This window comes from Streptomyces sp. NPDC029956, assembly GCF_055574655.1.
In genome coordinates this window covers 10,532-26,878 of sequence record NZ_JBVHZJ010000038.1, presented here as the reverse complement: position 1 = coordinate 26,878, position 16,347 = coordinate 10,532, and the positions used below count along the sequence as shown (strand labels likewise).

14 protein-coding genes are annotated in these 16,347 nt (G+C 74.0%); 11 read left to right on the top strand and 3 right to left on the bottom strand.

Features of this window, described 5'->3' with window-relative positions:
• The first annotated feature begins 252 nt into the window (after positions 1-252).
• The 5 genes from ACZ4XX_RS26715 (at position 253) to ACZ4XX_RS26695 (ending at position 6,231) form a co-directional block, all read left to right on the top strand.
• Positions 253-1,605: a glycosyltransferase family 2 protein gene (locus ACZ4XX_RS26715; RefSeq protein ID WP_468510408.1), complete on the top strand. Its 1,353-nt coding sequence runs from the start codon at positions 253-255 to the stop codon at positions 1,603-1,605.
• Positions 1,602-2,411 (top strand): polysaccharide deacetylase family protein, encoded by an 810-nt coding sequence (locus tag ACZ4XX_RS26710; protein ID WP_468510407.1) that lies wholly within the window; start codon positions 1,602-1,604, stop codon positions 2,409-2,411. Before ACZ4XX_RS26715 ends, ACZ4XX_RS26710 begins: the two co-directional genes overlap by 4 nt.
• A gap of 117 nt (positions 2,412-2,528) precedes the next feature.
• Entirely contained in the window at positions 2,529-4,586 is a 2,058-nt protein-coding gene (locus tag ACZ4XX_RS26705; protein ID WP_468510406.1) for a hypothetical protein, read from the top strand.
• A 122-nt stretch (positions 4,587-4,708) separates the two neighbouring features.
• The gene (locus ACZ4XX_RS26700; RefSeq protein WP_468510405.1) at positions 4,709-5,173 is read left to right on the top strand and encodes a hypothetical protein; all 465 of its coding nucleotides are present in this window, start codon (positions 4,709-4,711) and stop codon (positions 5,171-5,173) included.
• On the top strand, positions 5,170-6,231 hold the full coding sequence (locus tag ACZ4XX_RS26695; RefSeq protein WP_468510404.1) for a glycosyl hydrolase: 1,062 nt from the start codon (positions 5,170-5,172) through the stop codon (positions 6,229-6,231). The genes ACZ4XX_RS26700 and ACZ4XX_RS26695 overlap by 4 nt, the downstream gene beginning before the upstream one ends.
• A gap of 13 nt (positions 6,232-6,244) precedes the next feature.
• Here the strand turns inward: ACZ4XX_RS26695 and ACZ4XX_RS26690 are convergent, their stop codons facing one another.
• From ACZ4XX_RS26690 to ACZ4XX_RS26680, 3 genes are all read right to left on the bottom strand, one after another.
• Entirely contained in the window at positions 6,245-8,587 is a 2,343-nt protein-coding gene (locus tag ACZ4XX_RS26690; protein WP_468510403.1) for a lipopolysaccharide biosynthesis protein, read from the bottom strand.
• Positions 8,584-9,774 carry a DegT/DnrJ/EryC1/StrS family aminotransferase gene (locus tag ACZ4XX_RS26685; RefSeq protein WP_468510450.1) on the bottom strand — a complete coding sequence of 397 codons (1,191 nt, stop codon included), beginning with the start codon at positions 9,772-9,774 and terminating at the stop codon, positions 8,584-8,586. The genes ACZ4XX_RS26690 and ACZ4XX_RS26685 overlap by 4 nt, the downstream gene beginning before the upstream one ends.
• Before the next feature lie 236 nt (positions 9,775-10,010).
• Positions 10,011-10,949 carry an RNA polymerase sigma factor SigF gene (locus tag ACZ4XX_RS26680; RefSeq protein ID WP_468510402.1) on the bottom strand — a complete coding sequence of 313 codons (939 nt, stop codon included), beginning with the start codon at positions 10,947-10,949 and terminating at the stop codon, positions 10,011-10,013.
• Positions 10,950-11,170: 221 nt separating this feature from the next.
• On the opposite strand from ACZ4XX_RS26680, the gene ACZ4XX_RS26675 reads away from it, so the two are divergent.
• From ACZ4XX_RS26675 to ACZ4XX_RS26650, 6 genes are all read left to right on the top strand, one after another.
• On the top strand, positions 11,171-11,539 hold the full coding sequence (locus ACZ4XX_RS26675) for an STAS domain-containing protein (RefSeq protein ID WP_468510401.1): 369 nt from the start codon (positions 11,171-11,173) through the stop codon (positions 11,537-11,539).
• Positions 11,540-11,631: 92 nt separating this feature from the next.
• Complete coding sequence (locus ACZ4XX_RS26670) at positions 11,632-12,051, top strand: ATP-binding protein (protein ID WP_468510400.1); 420 nt, start codon at positions 11,632-11,634, stop codon at positions 12,049-12,051.
• Between the two features lie 100 nt (positions 12,052-12,151).
• On the top strand, positions 12,152-12,856 hold the full coding sequence (locus tag ACZ4XX_RS26665) for a peptidase (RefSeq protein WP_468510399.1): 705 nt from the start codon (positions 12,152-12,154) through the stop codon (positions 12,854-12,856).
• Positions 12,856-13,731 (top strand): hypothetical protein, encoded by an 876-nt coding sequence (locus ACZ4XX_RS26660; RefSeq protein ID WP_468510398.1) that lies wholly within the window; start codon positions 12,856-12,858, stop codon positions 13,729-13,731. Before ACZ4XX_RS26665 ends, ACZ4XX_RS26660 begins: the two co-directional genes overlap by 1 nt.
• Positions 13,728-14,810 (top strand): hypothetical protein, encoded by a 1,083-nt coding sequence (locus ACZ4XX_RS26655; protein ID WP_468510397.1) that lies wholly within the window; start codon positions 13,728-13,730, stop codon positions 14,808-14,810. Before ACZ4XX_RS26660 ends, ACZ4XX_RS26655 begins: the two co-directional genes overlap by 4 nt.
• Positions 14,811-14,824: 14 nt before the next feature.
• Positions 14,825-16,240 (top strand): hypothetical protein, encoded by a 1,416-nt coding sequence (locus ACZ4XX_RS26650; RefSeq protein ID WP_468510396.1) that lies wholly within the window; start codon positions 14,825-14,827, stop codon positions 16,238-16,240.
• The last annotated feature ends 107 nt before the right edge of the window (positions 16,241-16,347 follow it).

The following is a 16,347-nucleotide window of genomic DNA, read 5'->3' as shown; positions in this document are numbered from 1 at the left end:
GCGCCGGCGCATACCCGCCGCACCCACCCCGCTCACCCGGCTCGCCGATCGCGCCCCATCAGCCCCGCCCGTCCCACTCACCGAGCACGCCCCGCCCGTCCCGCTCACCGAGCACGCCCCGCCCGTCCCGCTCACCGAGCACGCCCCGCCCGTCCCGCTCACCGAGCACGCCCCGCCCGTCCCGCTCACCGAGCAGGCCCCATTCGTCCCACCTGCCGCACCCGCCTCCGTACGTCTCTGGGGAGACCCCCGATGAGCAGCACCCCCGCCCCCCGGCCCCTCTCCGTCGCCGAGCTCGATCTCGACGCGCCCGACGGGCCCGTCCTCGGCTTCCGGCCCGCGCCCGGCGCGCCGGCCGTCGTGCCCGGTGACGTCTACGCGCTCGTACGGCTCCGGGGGCGGCCCGCCGCCACCGTCGTCGGGACCGTCCCCACCGGTGAGGACCCCGCCGAGGTGCTCGCCGCCCTAGCCCGGCTGCGGCTCGCCGGGGCGGGGCGGCCCGGGACCGACGCCGAACGGCTCGCCGCCGCCCGGCCGCCCGTTCTCGACCCGCCCGCTCCGCCGCGCGCCTCCGTCGTCGTCGCGACCCGTGAGCGCCCCGAGTCCCTCGCCCGCGCCCTCGACTCGCTGCTCGCCCAGGACCACCCGGACTTCGAGCTGATCGTCGTCGACAACGCGCCCCGCACCACCGACACCCACGAGCTCGTCACCCGGAAGTACGCCGAGCACGCCGACCGCGTCCGGTACGTGCGCGAGGACACCCCCGGCCTCGCCACCGCACACAACACCGGCCTCGCCGCCGCCGAAGGGGCCGTGGTCGCCTTCACCGACGACGACGTGATCGCCGACCCGCGCTGGCTGAGCGCCCTCACCGCGCCCTTCACCGCCGATCCCGGACTCGGCTGCGTCACCGGTCTGATCCTGCCCGCCCGCCTCGGCACCCCCGCCCAGATCCTCCTCGAATCCCACGGCGGCTTCGCCAAGGGCTTCGCACCCCGGCTCTACGACCCGGCGCACCCGCCCGCCGACGAGCCGCTCTTCCCCTTCACCGCCGGGAGCTTCGGCTCCGGCGCCAACATGGCGTTCCGCGCCGACGCCCTCCGCCGGGCCGGCGGCTTCGACCCGGCGACCGGCACCGGGACCGCCGCCCGCGGCGGCGACGACCTGTACGCCTTCGTCGCCGTCCTCGCCGCCGGATTCCGCCTCCGCTACACCTCCGAGGCCCTCGTCTGGCACCACCACCGCGACACCTGGCAGGACCTGCGGAACCAGGCGTACGGCTACGGTGCCGGGCTCACCGCGTACCTCACCGCCACCCTGATACGCAGCCCCCGCCTGCTGCCCGCCCTGCTCGCCCGGCTGCCGCGCGGCCTCGCGTACGCCCGGACCATGACCGCCCGGCGGGGCGAGACGTCCGAGGGCGGCGTTCCCGGCGAGCACGGCACCCAGCACCACCCCTGGCCCGCCTCGCTGTCCCGGCTGGAGCGGCGCGGCATGCTCTACGGCCCGATCGGATACGCGAAGGCGCGTACGCGGGCCCGTACGCAGGCCCGCGCCGAGGCCCGCTCGCAGGCGCCGCGCGGTGGTTCGGCGGTGACCCGATGACCGGCACCACCGCCCGCTCCCGCATACCCGTCCTCCTCTACCACGCCGTGATGGAGGATCCCCCGGACTGGATCGCCGAATTCACCGTCTCGCCGCAGCAGTTCGCCGCCCAGCTCGACGCGGTCGTCGCCAGCGGCCGTACCGCGATCACCGTCGGCACCCTCGCCGCGTACTTCGCCACCGGTGCCCCGCTGCCGCCCCGGCCCGTCGTCCTCACCTTCGACGACGGCTTCGCCGATCTGGTGGGGCCGACCGCCGAGGCCCTCGCCGCCCGCGGCCTGCCGTCCACCGCGTACCTCACCACCGGGGCCATCACCCGCGGCCGGCCCTGTCTGCTGCCGCCCGCGCCGATGATGACCCTCGCCCAGGCGCCGCTCCTGGAGCAGTACGGGATGGAGATCGGCGCGCACACCGCCACCCACCCGCAGCTCGACACCCTCGCGCCGGCCGCGCTCCGCCGGGAACTGCGCGAGTCCAAGGCGGTGCTGGAGGACGTCCTCGGGCACGAGGTCCGCCATCTCGCCTATCCGCACGGCTACAACAGCCCGGCCGTACGGCGGGCCGCCGCGGCCGCCGGGTACACCTCGGCCGTCGCCGTCCGGCACGCGCTCAGCTCGGGGACGGACGAGATCTACCGCATCGCCCGGCTGATCCTGCGCCGCGGCCACACCGTCGCCGACATCGAGCAGTGGATGGAGGGGCGCGGCGCGAAGGCGGCGCCGTACCCGGACTCTCTGCCCACGGTCGGCTGGCGCATGTACCGCAGGGCCCGAGCCCTGGTGAAGGGGCCCGGGTTCGCCGGCTGAGCCCCGGTGTCCGAAGATCGACAACTCCGGCGATCCGACCGGCAGTTGAAAGCCCGAACAAAACCGAAGTACCTTCCTGTACTTCGGCGAAAGGGACAGTTCGTGGGGGGAGAGGCCGTGCAGCGTCAGGGGCCCGCACCGGTGACCGGGAGCGGTGAGCCATCGCGGCCCTCCGCCACGGACCGGGAGGCGGAGGACCGCGAGGCGAGGGAGCGGGCAGCAGCGGACCCGACGACGGCAGGGGAGCGGGAGGCGACGGTCCCGGAGGCAGGGGCTCGGGCGGCCACGGACCCGGCGGCGGGGGAGCCGACCGCAGGAGCAGGAGAGCGGGCGGTCACGGGCCCGGCGGCAGGGGCGCGGGCCACCGCCCCCCGTGACCGGCTCGCCGCCGCCCTCCGTTCCCCCGACGCCCTCAACCTCGTCCCCCTCCTCGTCGCCGGCGCCCTCTGGCTCTGGGCGCTGCCCGGCATCGACTTCCGGAGCATGGACGAGTTCGGTCTCCTCGACCGCTTCCCGCTCACCTTCTATGCCGCTCTCGTGGTCCTCACCTGCGGTTTCGTCATCACCCTGCGCCGCGCCGGCACCGCTCCCCTCTGGCCGGCCACCTACTGCGCGGCGATGCTCGTCGCCCTCAAGGCGCCGCCCGCGATCCTGTACGACACCGTCCGCTACGCCTGGGCGTCCAAGCACGACGCGATCATCAGCAGGCTGCTCGACCAGGGCACCGTCCACCCCGGGACCGAGCTCTCCGGCGGCATGTCCGCCTACGACCAGTGGCCCGGCTTCTTCTCGCTGGACGCCGCCCTCGTCCGAGCCTTCGGCGTGGACGCCGCCGCCTCGTTCATCAACTGGGCGCCCGTCGCGCTCGGCCTGCTGACCGTTCCCGTCCTGATCCTCGTCTACCGCACGTTCAGCGACGACTGGCGTCTCGTGTGGACCGGAGTGTGGATCTTTCAGCTCGCGAACTGGGTGGGTCAGGACTACCTCTCCCCGCAGGGCTTCTCGTACCTGCTCTACCTCACCGTCTTCGCCGTCGTCGTCCGGCACTTCGTCCTGCCCGGCTCGGCGGGACCGCTCCGCGACCGCGCCACGCTCGACCCGGCCGCCGCGGCCGTGCCGCCGCCCACGACCACCCGGCAGCGGGCCGTCGCCGTCCTCTTCCTCGTCCCGGTCATCGCCACCATCAACGCCTCGCACCAGCTCACCCCGGTGATGCTCTGCGCGAGCCTCTCCGCACTCTGCCTCACCCGGCGCTACCGCAACCTGGGGCTGCTCGCCGTCTCCGGCCTGATCATGCTGGTCTGGAACCTGACCATGGGCCGGGAGCTGTTCCTCGAAACGCTCGGCACCCTGCGCGAGAAGGCCGGCGACCTGCTCGGCAACTCGCGCCCCGGCTTCGCGGGCGACCCCACCGGACCGGGCCCCGAACTCGTCGGCAGCGCCAACATCCTGATGGTGCTCGCCCTCGGCGGCCTCGCCGCCGCCGCCGTGCTCCTGCGCCGCAGGCTGGTCCGCAGCGCCCTGCCGCTGCTGCTCGTCGCCGCGGCACCCCTCCCGATGTTCGCCGTGAACGACTACGGCGGCGAGATGATCTTCCGGGTCTATCTCTTCGGCCTTCCCGGCGCGGCCTTCTTCGCGGCCGCCGCGCTCGTCCCCGCCGCCGGGGCCGCGAGCCGCGCCGCCACCGTCGCCCGCCGCACGGCAACCGTCGCCCTGCCCCTCACCCTCGTCGCCATGCTCGCCGGCTTCCTGCCCTCGTACTACGGCAAGGAGGGCATGCACTACGCACCGCCCGGCGAGACCGCGCTCACCCGCCGCGCCTTCGACCGGGCGCCCGAGGGTGCGCTCATCCTCGCCGCGACCGGCGCGTTCGCCGACTCGTACTACCGCTACGACCAGTACGAGCGCTGGTTCTTCACCGAGCAGGAGGTCGACGAGAACCTCCGCATGCTGAAGGACCCGGCCGGCTATCTCGCCGGCGGCATCCCCGCGGGCCGCCCGGCCTATGTGATCCTCACCCCCACCCAGGGCGAGGCCGTCATCGGCGAGGGCTACCTCCCGGAGGGCGGCTTCGACCGCCTCGGCAAGGCGCTCAAGGCATCACCGCTGTTCGCGGTCGTGGAGGAGAACCGGTACGGGCTCGTCCTGCGCTACCGGCCCACCACCACCGGCTGAACACGCCCGCCCACCACCGGCCGGACACGCCCACCACAGGCCGCACCCGCCCGCCACCACCGGCCGCACACCCCGCCGACGACACTCCCGTCGGCCCACCCCGTACGAGGAGCAGGTACGCCATGGCCCACCCACGCCTGACCCCGCGCGTCCAGCGCAGAGCCGCGCTCGCGGCCTCCGGATGGGTCGCCCTCGCGGCGACCGCGTTCCCCGGCGGCTCCCCGGCGCGCTGGATCCCCGTCCTCGCCTTCGTGGTCCTCGCGCCGGGCCTGGCCCTGCTGCTCCCGCAGCCGCTCGGACTGCGCCCCGGCGCCCGTCTCGAGGCGCTGGCGCTGGCCGCGCCGGTCAGCCTGTCCGTGGCCACCCTCGTCGCGACCACCCTGTTCCTGGCGAAGGCCTTCTCGCTGACCGTGTTCCTCGTCGTCCTCGCCCTCTTCGTGAGCATCGTCGCCGCCCTGCCCGGAGTTCCGCTGCCCGCCGCCACGCGCGGGGCCGTGGAGCGCGACGGCGCCCGGCCCTCCGGCACCCGCACGCTCCGGTTCCGCGCGCCGCAGTTCCGCAAACGAGCGGCCGGTGGGGGCGGATGACCGGGCGGCACGCCCAGAGCGGCCCCTGGACCCGGCTCGCGGTCGCGCTCGCCGCCGTCGGCGCGCTGACCGCCGGCATAGGCGTCTGGTCGACCCTCGCCGAGGGCGACGACCGGTGCACCCCCGACGCCACCCTCGTCGCCCCGTGCGGGGCCTGGTGGGGCGCGTACATCCCGTACGACGAGGACAGCTCGCTCACCCGGCCCGTGTACGCCTTCGAGAAGAAGATCGGCCGCAAGCTCGACCTCGTGTACACGTACCACGACATGTCGGGGAGCAAGGCCGACGGCGAACTGCTCACCCCCGACGAGCGCGAACTCGGCCGCGAGCGCCTCCTCATGCTGGCCTGGGAGTCCACGGTGTGGACGGAGAAGCACCACGCCGGCTGGACCGAGAGACAGCTCGGCTGGAAGAACATCGCCTCCGGGAAGTACGACACCTCCGTCATCGACCCGCAGGCCCGGCGGATCAAGGAGTACGGCAAGCGGGTCTTCTTCTCCTTCGACCAGGAGGCGGACTTCCGCATCCCCGAGGGCGCCGGGACCCCGGAGGAGTACGTCGCCGCCTACCGCCACCTCCACGACCGCTTCCGGAAGCTGGGCGTCACCAACGTGGTGTGGGTGTGGACCGTCTCCGGCTGGACCGGCAACGCCGAGCAGATGAAGGCGCTCTACCCGGGCGACGACTACGTCGACTGGATCGGTATGGACCAGTACAACTACTACCTCTGTCACAAGTCGCCGGACTGGCTCGACTTCGACAGGAGCCAGCGCCCCGGCTACGACTGGCTCCGCAAGAACATCTCCGACGACAAGCCGGTCATGCTCTCCGAGTTCTCCACCGCACCCGACCCGAAGCGGCCCGAGCGGCAGCGCGACTGGTACACCGCGATCCCGAAGGTGGCGCCGACCCTGCCGGAGGCGCGGGCGTACGTGCACTGGAACCGGGCCGTTCCCGGGCCCGGCTGCGATCTGACCGTCGACTCCGGTCCCGGCCTGGAGGGTTACCGGACCGCCGGTCGGGACCCGTACTTCCGCCAGGACGTGCCGGACCGCTGACCGGCGCGGGCGCTCACCGGCGCCCCGACGTCAGGCCCCGGAAGGCACACACCGCCATCGTGCCGCCGGCCAGGCCCAGGAAGAGCGGGAGCGGGGCGGTGGCGAAGGCCTGCTGACCCGCCCAGCCCGCCCAGACGAGCACCCACACCACACCGACCGTGACCCGCGAGCCCACCCCGACCACCCGCAGCAGCACGGCCGTCAGGAGCAGGCTCAGGGCCTGCAGCGCGATCGGGACGACCGCCCGCTCGACGCCCTCGCCCAGGAGCGTGGCCCCCGGACCCGCGGCGTCGGCCGGCGGCAGACCGAGCAGCGGCGGAGCCGTGTGCAGGGCCAGGAACGTGGCGAGCAGGACCGCCGCGGCGAACGTGGGCCGGAAGAACCGGAGTCCGACGGCGGCGCCCTGGAGGGCGACCAGGAGGAGCCCGGCGAGGAGGGTGACCGGGGGCAGCGCGGCGAGCAGTCCGGTGCCGGACAGCGTCGCCACGTCCAGCTCGCCGGACCGGGCGAGCGGGAACCAGAAGAGACCGGCCGCCAGGCCGAGCGACAGCCACAGCCAGGTCCCCCACCGGTCGGGCGTGTCCGGTGTCCCCTGGCGGGACGCCGAGGACGGCAGGGGCCGGGCCGGCGGGTCCGCGGGCTCGTCGTCGCGCGGCCGGGGTACGTACACGGGGATGCCGAAGGCAGGCGTCACCGACTCGTGCGCACCGCGCAGATAGGCGCTCTCCCGCGCCCAGTTGGTCCCGTACCCGTCCTCCTCGCGCTCCTTCACCCGGGCCGCCGCCCGGGGGCGCTCGGCCGGTGTCCGGCCCTTGAGGGTGGCCCGCAGGCCGGGCACGCAGGCCACCGCCATCAGGGTCATCGCGCCGAGGACGGCGATCCCGGCCCCGCTGATGCCGTACGGGCCGAGCAGCACGGTCGCGCTGCCGAGCACGAGGACGCACATGGCGCCCTGGAGGACGGCGAGCATGCCGGTACGGCCCTGGACCCGCAGTACGCCGATGTAGAGCTCCACGGCGACCCGGGGGAGCGCCCCGGCGGCGAGCAGCCGCAGCACCGTGGAGCCGTTGTCGGCGTAGCCCTGGCCGAAGGGGGCCAGGATCAGCGGTGCGAAGACGACGAGGACGAGGACGACGGGGACGAGCAGCAGCACCATGCGGCGCAGCGCGCCCCGCACCCCCTCGGCGAGGGACTCGGGGCTGTGCGAGGCGTGTGCGGTGAGAGAGGAGGCCATGTTGATGGCCATGAACTCCATGGTGCCGCCGACGGTGTACGCCGTGTAGAAGAAGGCGTTGTGGGCGGCGTCGAAGCGGACGGCGACCATCACCGGCAGCAGGCTGATCATGACGAGGCTGAAGAACGCGCCGACGGAGTCCCCGGCGATGAACCGGCCGATCTCGCGCATGCCCGGCGGCTCGCGGTCCCGGTCGGCGCGGGCCTGCTGGGGGATGAGCCGGCGGAACACGAGCCAGCCCAGCGGCAGTACGGAGAGCACGATCGCCGCCGCCCAGGAGACGAAGACGCCGAGGATCGGCACGGCGGTCGCGAGCAGGACGAGCAGGACGAGCTTGCCGAGCGAGAAGACGGCGTTGCCGACGGGGACCCAGATCGCCCGTCTCAGTCCGGTGAGCACCCCGTCCTGGAGGGTGAGCAGGGCCCACCCGACCGCGGACGCGGTGAAGAAGATCCCGGCGGAGACGGTGCCGAGCGGGGCGTACGAGGGCCCCCAGAGGTCGAGGGTGAGCAGGAAGATCCCGCAGGCCACGGCGACGACGACCGTGCTGAACAGGTACAGGCGCACGACCAGCGGGCCGGTGGCCCGGCCGGCCCGGGGCACGTACCGGACGACCGCGCCGGACAGGGTGGTCGCCGTGATCGAGGCGAGCATCCGCTGCGCGGCGATGGCGGCGGAGCCCTGGCCGACGGCCTCCTCCGAGTAGTAGCGGGCGGCGATCAGCCAGAAGCCGAGCCCGAGGGCCGCGGAGACACCGGTGGAGAGCATCAGGGCGTAGGCGTTGCGGAACATGGAGTCGTCGGTGGAGCCGGAGCCGGAGCCGGAAGCCGAGCTTGACTCGGAGCCCGAGTCGGAGCCCGAACCCGAGCCGGAGCCGCCCTTGCCGAGCCGTTCGCCGTTCTTCGCCTCGGTCGACGCCGGTTCATGGCGCGTGGTGCCTGCCGCACCCCCCGTGCCTGCCGCACCCCCCGTGCCTGCCGTACCCGCCGTGCCTGCCGTACCCGCCGTGCCTGCCATGCCCGCCGTACCCGCTGTTCCCGCCATGCCCGCCGTACCTGCTGTTCCCGTCGTACCGGCCGCGTCGTCCCGGTCGGACCCCCGCAGCCGTATGGTCTCCGTCACCGTGACCCGCCGGGGACCATCGACGGCCGCGCCGGGCGGATCCCGGCGCCGCGCAGTACCGCGAGGGCCTCGGACGCGCGGCGCGGGTCCACCGGGAGGGCGTGCCGGGCGAACCAGGCGGCCGGTTCCGGCGCGGGGGAGGGGTCCGTGAAGGCCTCTCCCGCGTAGCTGTCGAGCGGCGGGTCGTAGAGGTAGCCGGTGGTGATCCGGCGCCGGGCGAGGGCGGCGACGGCCGCGTCCCGGTCGTCGACGAGCAGCGGGACCCGGTAGAGCGGCTGCGGCGGGCCGACCGGGGACTCCTCCGGCACGCCGCCCGGGAACACCTCCGCCGTGCCGTACTCGCCGGCCAGGAGCCGGGCGGTGCCCGCCCGGTGGGCGTCGAGGACGTCGTCGAGCCGGGCGAACCTGCGGGTGGTGCGGCGGAGCCGGCCGGCTCCGGGGCGCAGCCGGTAGTCGTGCATGTCGACCCGGACCCAGGAGTGGAAGGGTTCGAGCGCGGGCGCCGCCGTGAGGGCCCGCGCCAGCTCCTCGGCGCGGAGCGGCATCCGGATCTCCTCCCGTTCCTCGAGGCCGAGCCGCCGGACGGCCGCCCGCGCGGCCCCGGCCAGGCGCAGTCCGCGCAGGGTGGACTCGGCGTACGGCCGTACGAGGTGGGCGAGTTCGGCGGTGGGGCGGATCGGGTGCAGCAAGGCCTCGCGGGCGGCCGCGAGTTCCTCGCGCAGCGCCGGGTCGGCCAAGGTCAGGAAGCCGCCGGTCTTGGCGCCGGTGTGCTTCGAGAGGCTGAAGACGGACGCCTCGCCGTACGTGCCGACCGGGCGCCCGCCGACGGTGGAGCCGATCGCGTGGGCCGCGTCCTCGATGAGCGGGATGCCGAGCCGGTCGCAGTGGCCTCGCAGCTCGGGAGCCGGGTCCGGGTTCCCGTACAGATTGGTGGTGAGGACGGCGGAGAGGTCCCGCCAGACGGACTCGGGCACGGCGGCCGTGTCGATCGAGCCGTCCCGCGGGTCGAGCGGCGCCTGGACGGGGCGGAGCCCGGCGGCCAGCACGACGAAGAAGATGACGTCGTCGTTGACCGGCGACATCAGCACCTTGCCGCCGGGCCGGCACCAGTGCCGCAGCGCGAGGTAGAGCCCGAAGCGGCACGACGGCACGTAGAGGCACTCCCTGCCTCCGAGCCGGCCGCGCATGCGTTCTTCCAGTTCCGCGTACGCAGAAAACATGTGATTCCCCCCTGAAACCCCGGGCTCAATGTGGCCCAATCCGGACGCCGCGTCAACAAGGCGTTCCGGTCGTGCGGTCGGTCGTGCGAGCTGCCGCGGTCGCGGCCCGGGACGTGGCACGCGGAAGGGCCCGTCACGGGTCGAAAGACCGTGAACGGGCCCTTTCCGCAGCCATTTTGGCGGCTCGGGGAAGCCGGTGGAGGTCATTCCTCCAGAGTGAGCCCCCGGCGCAGCCTGGCGAGGGTGCGGGCGAGCAGCCGGGACACGTGCATCTGCGAGATGCCGAGCTCCGTGCCGATCTCCGACTGGGTCATGCCGGAGACGAAGCGGAGGGAGAGGATGTGACGCTCGCGGGCGGGCAGCGAGGCGATCATCGGCTTCAGGGAGGCGATGTACTCGATCCCGGTGAGGCCGTGGTCCTCGTAGCCCAGCCGGTCGGCGAGCGTGGCCTCGCCGCCGGGGCCCTCCTCCTCGTCGGGCTGCGCGTCGAGCGAGCTCGCGGTGTACGCGTTGCTCGCGGCCATGCCCTCGACGACCTCCTCCGGCGCGATGCCGAGTTCCTCGGCGAGTTCGGCGACGGTCGGGGCGCGGTCGAGGCGCTGGGCGAGCGCGTCGCCCGCCTTGGCGAGGTCGAGCCGCAGCTCCTGGAGCCTGCGGGGCACGTGCACCGACCACGACGTGTCGCGGAAGAAGCGCTTGATCTCGCCGATGATCGTGGGCATCGCGAAGGTGGGGAACTCCACGCCGCGGGTGAGCTCGAAGCGGTCGATCGCCTTGATGAGGCCGATGGTGCCGACCTGGACGATGTCCTCCATCGGCTCGCTGCGGGTGCCGAAGCGCGCGGCGGCGAACCTGACCAGGGCCAGGTTGAGTTCGACGAGGGTGTTGCGGACGTACGCGTGGTCGTGGGTGCCCTCTTCGAGCTCGGCGAGCCGGGCGAAGAGCTGCTTCGACAGGGCGCGTGCGTCGACCGGTCCGATGTCGTCGAGCGGCCGGTCGAGGGGGAGTCCGAGCGCCCGGTCGTGAGGGAGCTCGGGGGAGATCGCGTGGGGGGACTCGGCGGGGTGACCGAGCGCATGGTCGTGGGGGAACGCTGCCGACGGCGCGTCGGGGGTACGCGGGGCGTCGAGCCGGGGTGACATGGGTCTCCTTCGTGGGGTTCTGCTGCGGTTTGCGGCGCCTCCGAGGCCGGTCGTGTCGGGTGTTCCCTCCTAGCCCTACCTGCTCGACATCGAAGGCCGCAAGTATCGATAATCCGCTTTGTGCCGTTATGTGGTGGACCTCGTGTGCATCGGAGGGTGCCCCGCTTGTAGGGTTCGAAGCACGTCAGTCGGCATCCGCGAGAGCGAGAAGAGGCACGGCCATGGACCGCGAGAACATCGGCAGCGCACCGCCCGCGCGGTTGCGGGTCGAGGTCCGGACCGCGGACGAGAGCGAAATCCTCGCCCCGGTGGGTGAGCTCGATCACTACACGGCCGAACTGCTGCGTTCCCCCCTGGACCTGGCGCTGGACGAGGGCCGTTCGCGGCTCGTCGTCGACTGCTCGGGCCTGGAGTTCTGCGACTCGACCGGACTCAACGTGCTTCTCGGCGCCCGACTGAGGGCGGAGGCCGCCGGTGGTGGCGTCCATCTCGTGGGGATGCGGCCCGCGGTGGCCCGGGTGTTCCAGATCACGGGCGCGGAGGCCGTCTTCACCGTGCACGAGACACTCGCCACAGCCCTGCCCGGCTGAGGCCTCCGGCCGGGCCCGCCCCCCCACGCCCCGGCCCCGCACCGCCCGTACGTCCCGCCCTCTGTCCCGTCGATCGGTGAGGTGAAGCGCTGATGGACCAAGCTTCCGACGTCCGTACGCTCGCCCTCGGCGAGACGAGCGGCACCGTGCCGCTCGCCCGTGACTTCACACGGTCCGCACTCCACGAGTGGGGCTGGCTGCCGGCCGCCACCGCCGACCGCAGAGCCGCCGCCGAGGACGTCCTGCTCGTCGTCTCCGAGCTCGTCACCAACGCCTGCCTGCACGCCGAGGGCCCCGAGCGCCTCCGCGTCCTGCGCCTGCCCAAGGTCCTGCGCCTCGAAGTCACCGACCGGGGCGCCGGAGCTCCCGCGCCCCGCACCCCGCACCGGTCGGGGCGGCCGGGCGGCCACGGCATGTTCATCGTGCAGCGCCTCTGCCTCGACTGGGGCATCGAGCGCACCCCCGGCGCCGCCGGAAAGACGGTCTGGGCCGAACTCTCCGCACCCGCCTAGGACTTTCACCGTCCCTCTTCTTCCCTCCGCAAGGCCCCGGGCGTACCTTGGCGCCCAATCTGAAAGACCGTCAGTTTTATTGCGGTGAGGGGTGCTCGGGGTGTCCAAGGAGCCGAACCGGAGGAGAACGACCGCCGCGCTCACGGCGGCGGTCGCGGTGGCGGGCGCGGCCGTGCTCGCCGGGGCGCCGACCGCCCAGGCGGCCGTCGTCGACGTCGACTACGCCTGCGAGACGAAGATCGGGCCCAAGAACGCCGTCTCGCCCGTCGACATCAAGGCCGTCAGGAACGGCAGCACGTACACGATCACGATGTCGTTCGAGAAGGGCGTCTCCGACAGCCCGGTCGAACTGCCCAAGGGCGTCATGACACCACGCGCCGACCTCGTCCTCGGCGGCGCCGACTCCGGCACCGTCAAGGTCAAGGGAACGCCGAACACCGCCGCCATCCCGCCCGACACCCCGATCAGCATCGGCACGCTGACGGGCACGTACACCCCGAAGAAGAACGGCAGGGTGACCTTCACCGCCGGAACCCTGACCGTGCACGCGCTCGGTATGGACGCGGCCGTCTGCACCCCGAAGAACAACCCGACGCCCGCCCTCGAACTGGAGGTGACGGGGCTCTCCGGCGGCTCCGACACCCCGCCGCCCGCCGACGAGGGCGGCGAGGGCGGGACCACGGGCGCCGAACTGCCCAAGACCGGCCCGCTCGACTCCGCCGTGGCCCTCGGCACCCTCGGCGGCACCGCCCTCCTCACCGGTGCGGCCGGAGTCCTCTGGCTCACGCGGCGCACGGCTCGCTGATGCGGACGGCGGCACGCACCGGACTCGTGGCCGTCGCGACCGCCCTCGTCGGCGCGGTCGCGGCGGCGCCTCCGGGCGCCCGGGCCGCGCCCCCCTCCGACGTCCGGGCCGCGGCCTCCACCGACGCCCGGGCCTCCTGGACGGCGGCGCCGGCCGCCGGGCGGCCGTACGCCTATCTGGAGGGCCCCGCGGGCAGCGTCCTCCAGGACACCCTGTCGCTGACCAACCCGGGCGCCCGGCCGCTCACCGTACGGCTCAGCGGGCAGGGTGCACCGGTGTCCTTCGCCGCCCGGACGGTGACCGTGCCCGCCAGGACCCGGGCGGACGTGCCCTTCGCCGTGACCGTCACCGCGGACACCCCGCCCGGCGAACACCGCGGGGAGGTACGGGCCTCGGCGGCCGGCCGCGAGATACGCGTCGACCTGCGGCTGCGGGTCAGCGGCCCGCGCCTCGCCGCGCTCACCGTCGAGGACGTCCACGTCGACACCGCGACCGGCGCCCTCCGCTACACCCTGGTCAACCGGGGCACCACCGTCCTCGCCCCGCACCTCGCGGTGCGCGCCGAAGGCGTCCTCGGCACCGTCCTCGACCGGCCGGACCGCCCCCTGCCGCTCACCCTGAAGCCCGGTCAGCGGGTCACCCGCACCGAAGCATGGCCCGACCCGCCGGCCCTGGACTCCGTCACCGTCCGGCTGACCGCCACCGCCGAGGGCGCGACCCCGGCCACCGCCCGCGCCGAGGCCGCCTTCGCCTCGGGCCCGGCGCTCGCCGGGGCGGCCGGACTGCTGCTGCTCGCGGCGGGCGGCGGCGGATACGCGGTGCGGCGGCGCGGCAGGTCCCGTACCCAGCGAGCCCCGGCGGGAGCGAACACATGAGGTGGATACGTACAGCGGCGGCGCTCGTGACCGTGCTCGCCCTCGGTCTCCTCCCGGCCGCCCCCGCCGCCGCGGCCCCCGGCCCCGCCGTCGAGCTCTCCCAGCCGGAGGGCGGCAAGGGCGGCGAGATCACCGTCAGCGGCAGCGGCTGGAAACCGGGCGCGCTGCTCATGCTGCTGATCTGCGGTCAGGCCACGCCCGACAAGGGCGTCATCGGCGGCACCAACTCCTGCGCCAACACCGAGGGCCGGGCCGCCACCGTCGACGCCCGGGGCGGCTTCAGCGCGAAGCTCCCCGTGGCCGAACCGCCCAAGCCCTGCCCCTGTGTGGTGCACGTCGCCGGGGTGACCGGCCGGCAGGACGCCGTCGACCGGGAGTTCACCGTCGCCGGGCATCCCGTCGCGCCGCTCCCCGAGGCCTCCGGCGACGGCCGGCTCGCCGTGCTCGCCGCCGTGCGCCTCGACGGCTCCAGCGGCCTCCTCACCTGGTTCGGAGCGCCGCCGAGCCGCCAGATCGTCTTCACCGTCGGCAACCTCGGCTCCGCCCCCGTGAAGGACCCGGTCTTCCAGGTCGGCTCCAGCCACGGCGTGTTCGCGCCGCAGTACGAGGAACGGCAGTGGCGCGGCACGATCGCCCCCGGCAAGAAGGCCCTCGTCCGGCTCCCCGTCGAACTGACGGCGGGCGCGCACGGCGACTACCAGGTCTCCGTGCGGTACGCGGGCAAGGTCCTGGTCGAGCAGCCGTGGGGGGTCGGCAGGCCCTGGGGCGTGACGCTCTTCTGGCTGCTGCTCGCCGTGGTCGTCCCGGCGGCGCTGTTCCGGATCGGGATGGCCGTGGTGGACCGGGTCCGCCCGGCGACGGGCCCCGCCCGGCCCCGGACCCGGCCCCGGTCCCGAACCCGCCCCCCGGCCCGGACCGGTCTCCTGGCCCGGCTCCGTACACGTGCCCCCGGCCCCGCGCGCGATCCCGCGCTCCGGGGCCCGGGGGACGACGAACCGACCGCGGTCCTGCCGTGGTTCAGTCCTGACTCCGCACCGTCAGCCCCAGAGAGCAGCCCGACGACGAAGGGACATGCGTGAGTACGCAACGGAGGATGAGCGCGGCCGGAGTCGCGCTGATGCTCGGCGGCGCGGGGATCCTGATTTCCGCCGGCCCCGCCCAGGCCGCCGAGGTCTCGTACAAGACGGAGTGCATCCCGCCGTCCATCTCCGGGCTTCCGCCCGTGCAGGGCACGACGAAGGTGCTGATCACGGCACCGGCGGAGGCCAAGGTCGGCGACGAGGTCGAGATCGTCTGGAAGACGGTCCAGGCCGCTTCGAAGAACCCCGACGTCCTGGACCTCGGCGCGGACACGGTCAAGCCGACCGGTGTCCTCACCGTGGGCGGCGCGGGGACCGGCACCGTCGCGATGGAGGGGCCCCGGAAGAACCCGCCGATCCCCAAGAACAGCCCGATGGTGCTGCCCGAGATGAAGGGGAAGCTGAAACTGACGAAGGCGGGCGAGATCACCCTCACCCCCGACAAGTACACGATCAACGTGTCCAAGCCGCTGTCGACGGACACGAAGTGCGCCCCGAAGGAGACCGTGCCGGTCGCCGCCACGATCAAGGTCACGGCCGGCGGCGGCGGTACGACGACGGGCGGCACGAACGGCGGTTCCACGACGACCACCGGCGGTACGACGACGTCGGGCGGCAACGCGAGCGGCAGCACCACGGGCGGGTCGACCACGAGCGGCGGCTCGAACACCGGCGGCTCCTCGACCACTTCCGGCGGCACCGGCGGTTCCTCCACCTCGGGCTCGGCTTCGGCCTCCGGTGGATCCTCCAGCGGCGGCGCGAGCGGCGGGGGCGGCGGTGGGACGTCCTTCCCCGGCAAGGAGGTCGCCGTCACGTTCGGCTGCACGGCACCCGGCCCGGACCCGATCAACGGCAAGGTGACGATCGACGCCAAGAAGAACGGCGGTGTGTACGACCTCACGGTCAAAACGGCCAAGGGCGTCATGAACAGCCCCGCAGCCCTCCCCGCGGGCGCCCTGAAGGGCTCCATGGCGGTCAGGATCGGCGGAGCCGACAGCGGCACGGTGAACGTCTCGGGGCCCCCGAACCCCACCGCGCTGAAGCTCGGCGACCCGGTGAACCTGCCGGACATGAAGGGCACGTACAAGCCCGGAGCGACCGGCACGTCCACGCTCAGCCCCGGCACCCTGACCATCAAGGTCACCCTCGGCAGCTCGAAGATGGACATCCCGTGCCAGGTGAAGGGCGCCGTCAAGGCCTCCCTCGAACTGGACACGAGCAAGCAGGCGGGCGGTGCCTCGGGCGGCTCGGGCGACGACTCGGGCTCGGGCAGCGGCAGCGGCTCCGGTGGCTCCGACGGCGGGAACCTCGCCGAGACCGGCGCCGAGGACGACGGCGCCCTGCGCGCCCTCGCCCTCGTGGCCGGCACGGTGATCCTGCTCGGCGGCGCCGTGTTCACCTTCACCCCGTGGGCGCGCCTCAGGCGCTGACCCAGGGGCCGGAAACGGCGGAGGGGGGGGGGGGGGGGGGGGGGGGGGGGGGCCCGCAGGGCCAGAGGGGGGGGGGGGGGGAGGGGAGGGGGAAAGGGACGAAGGGA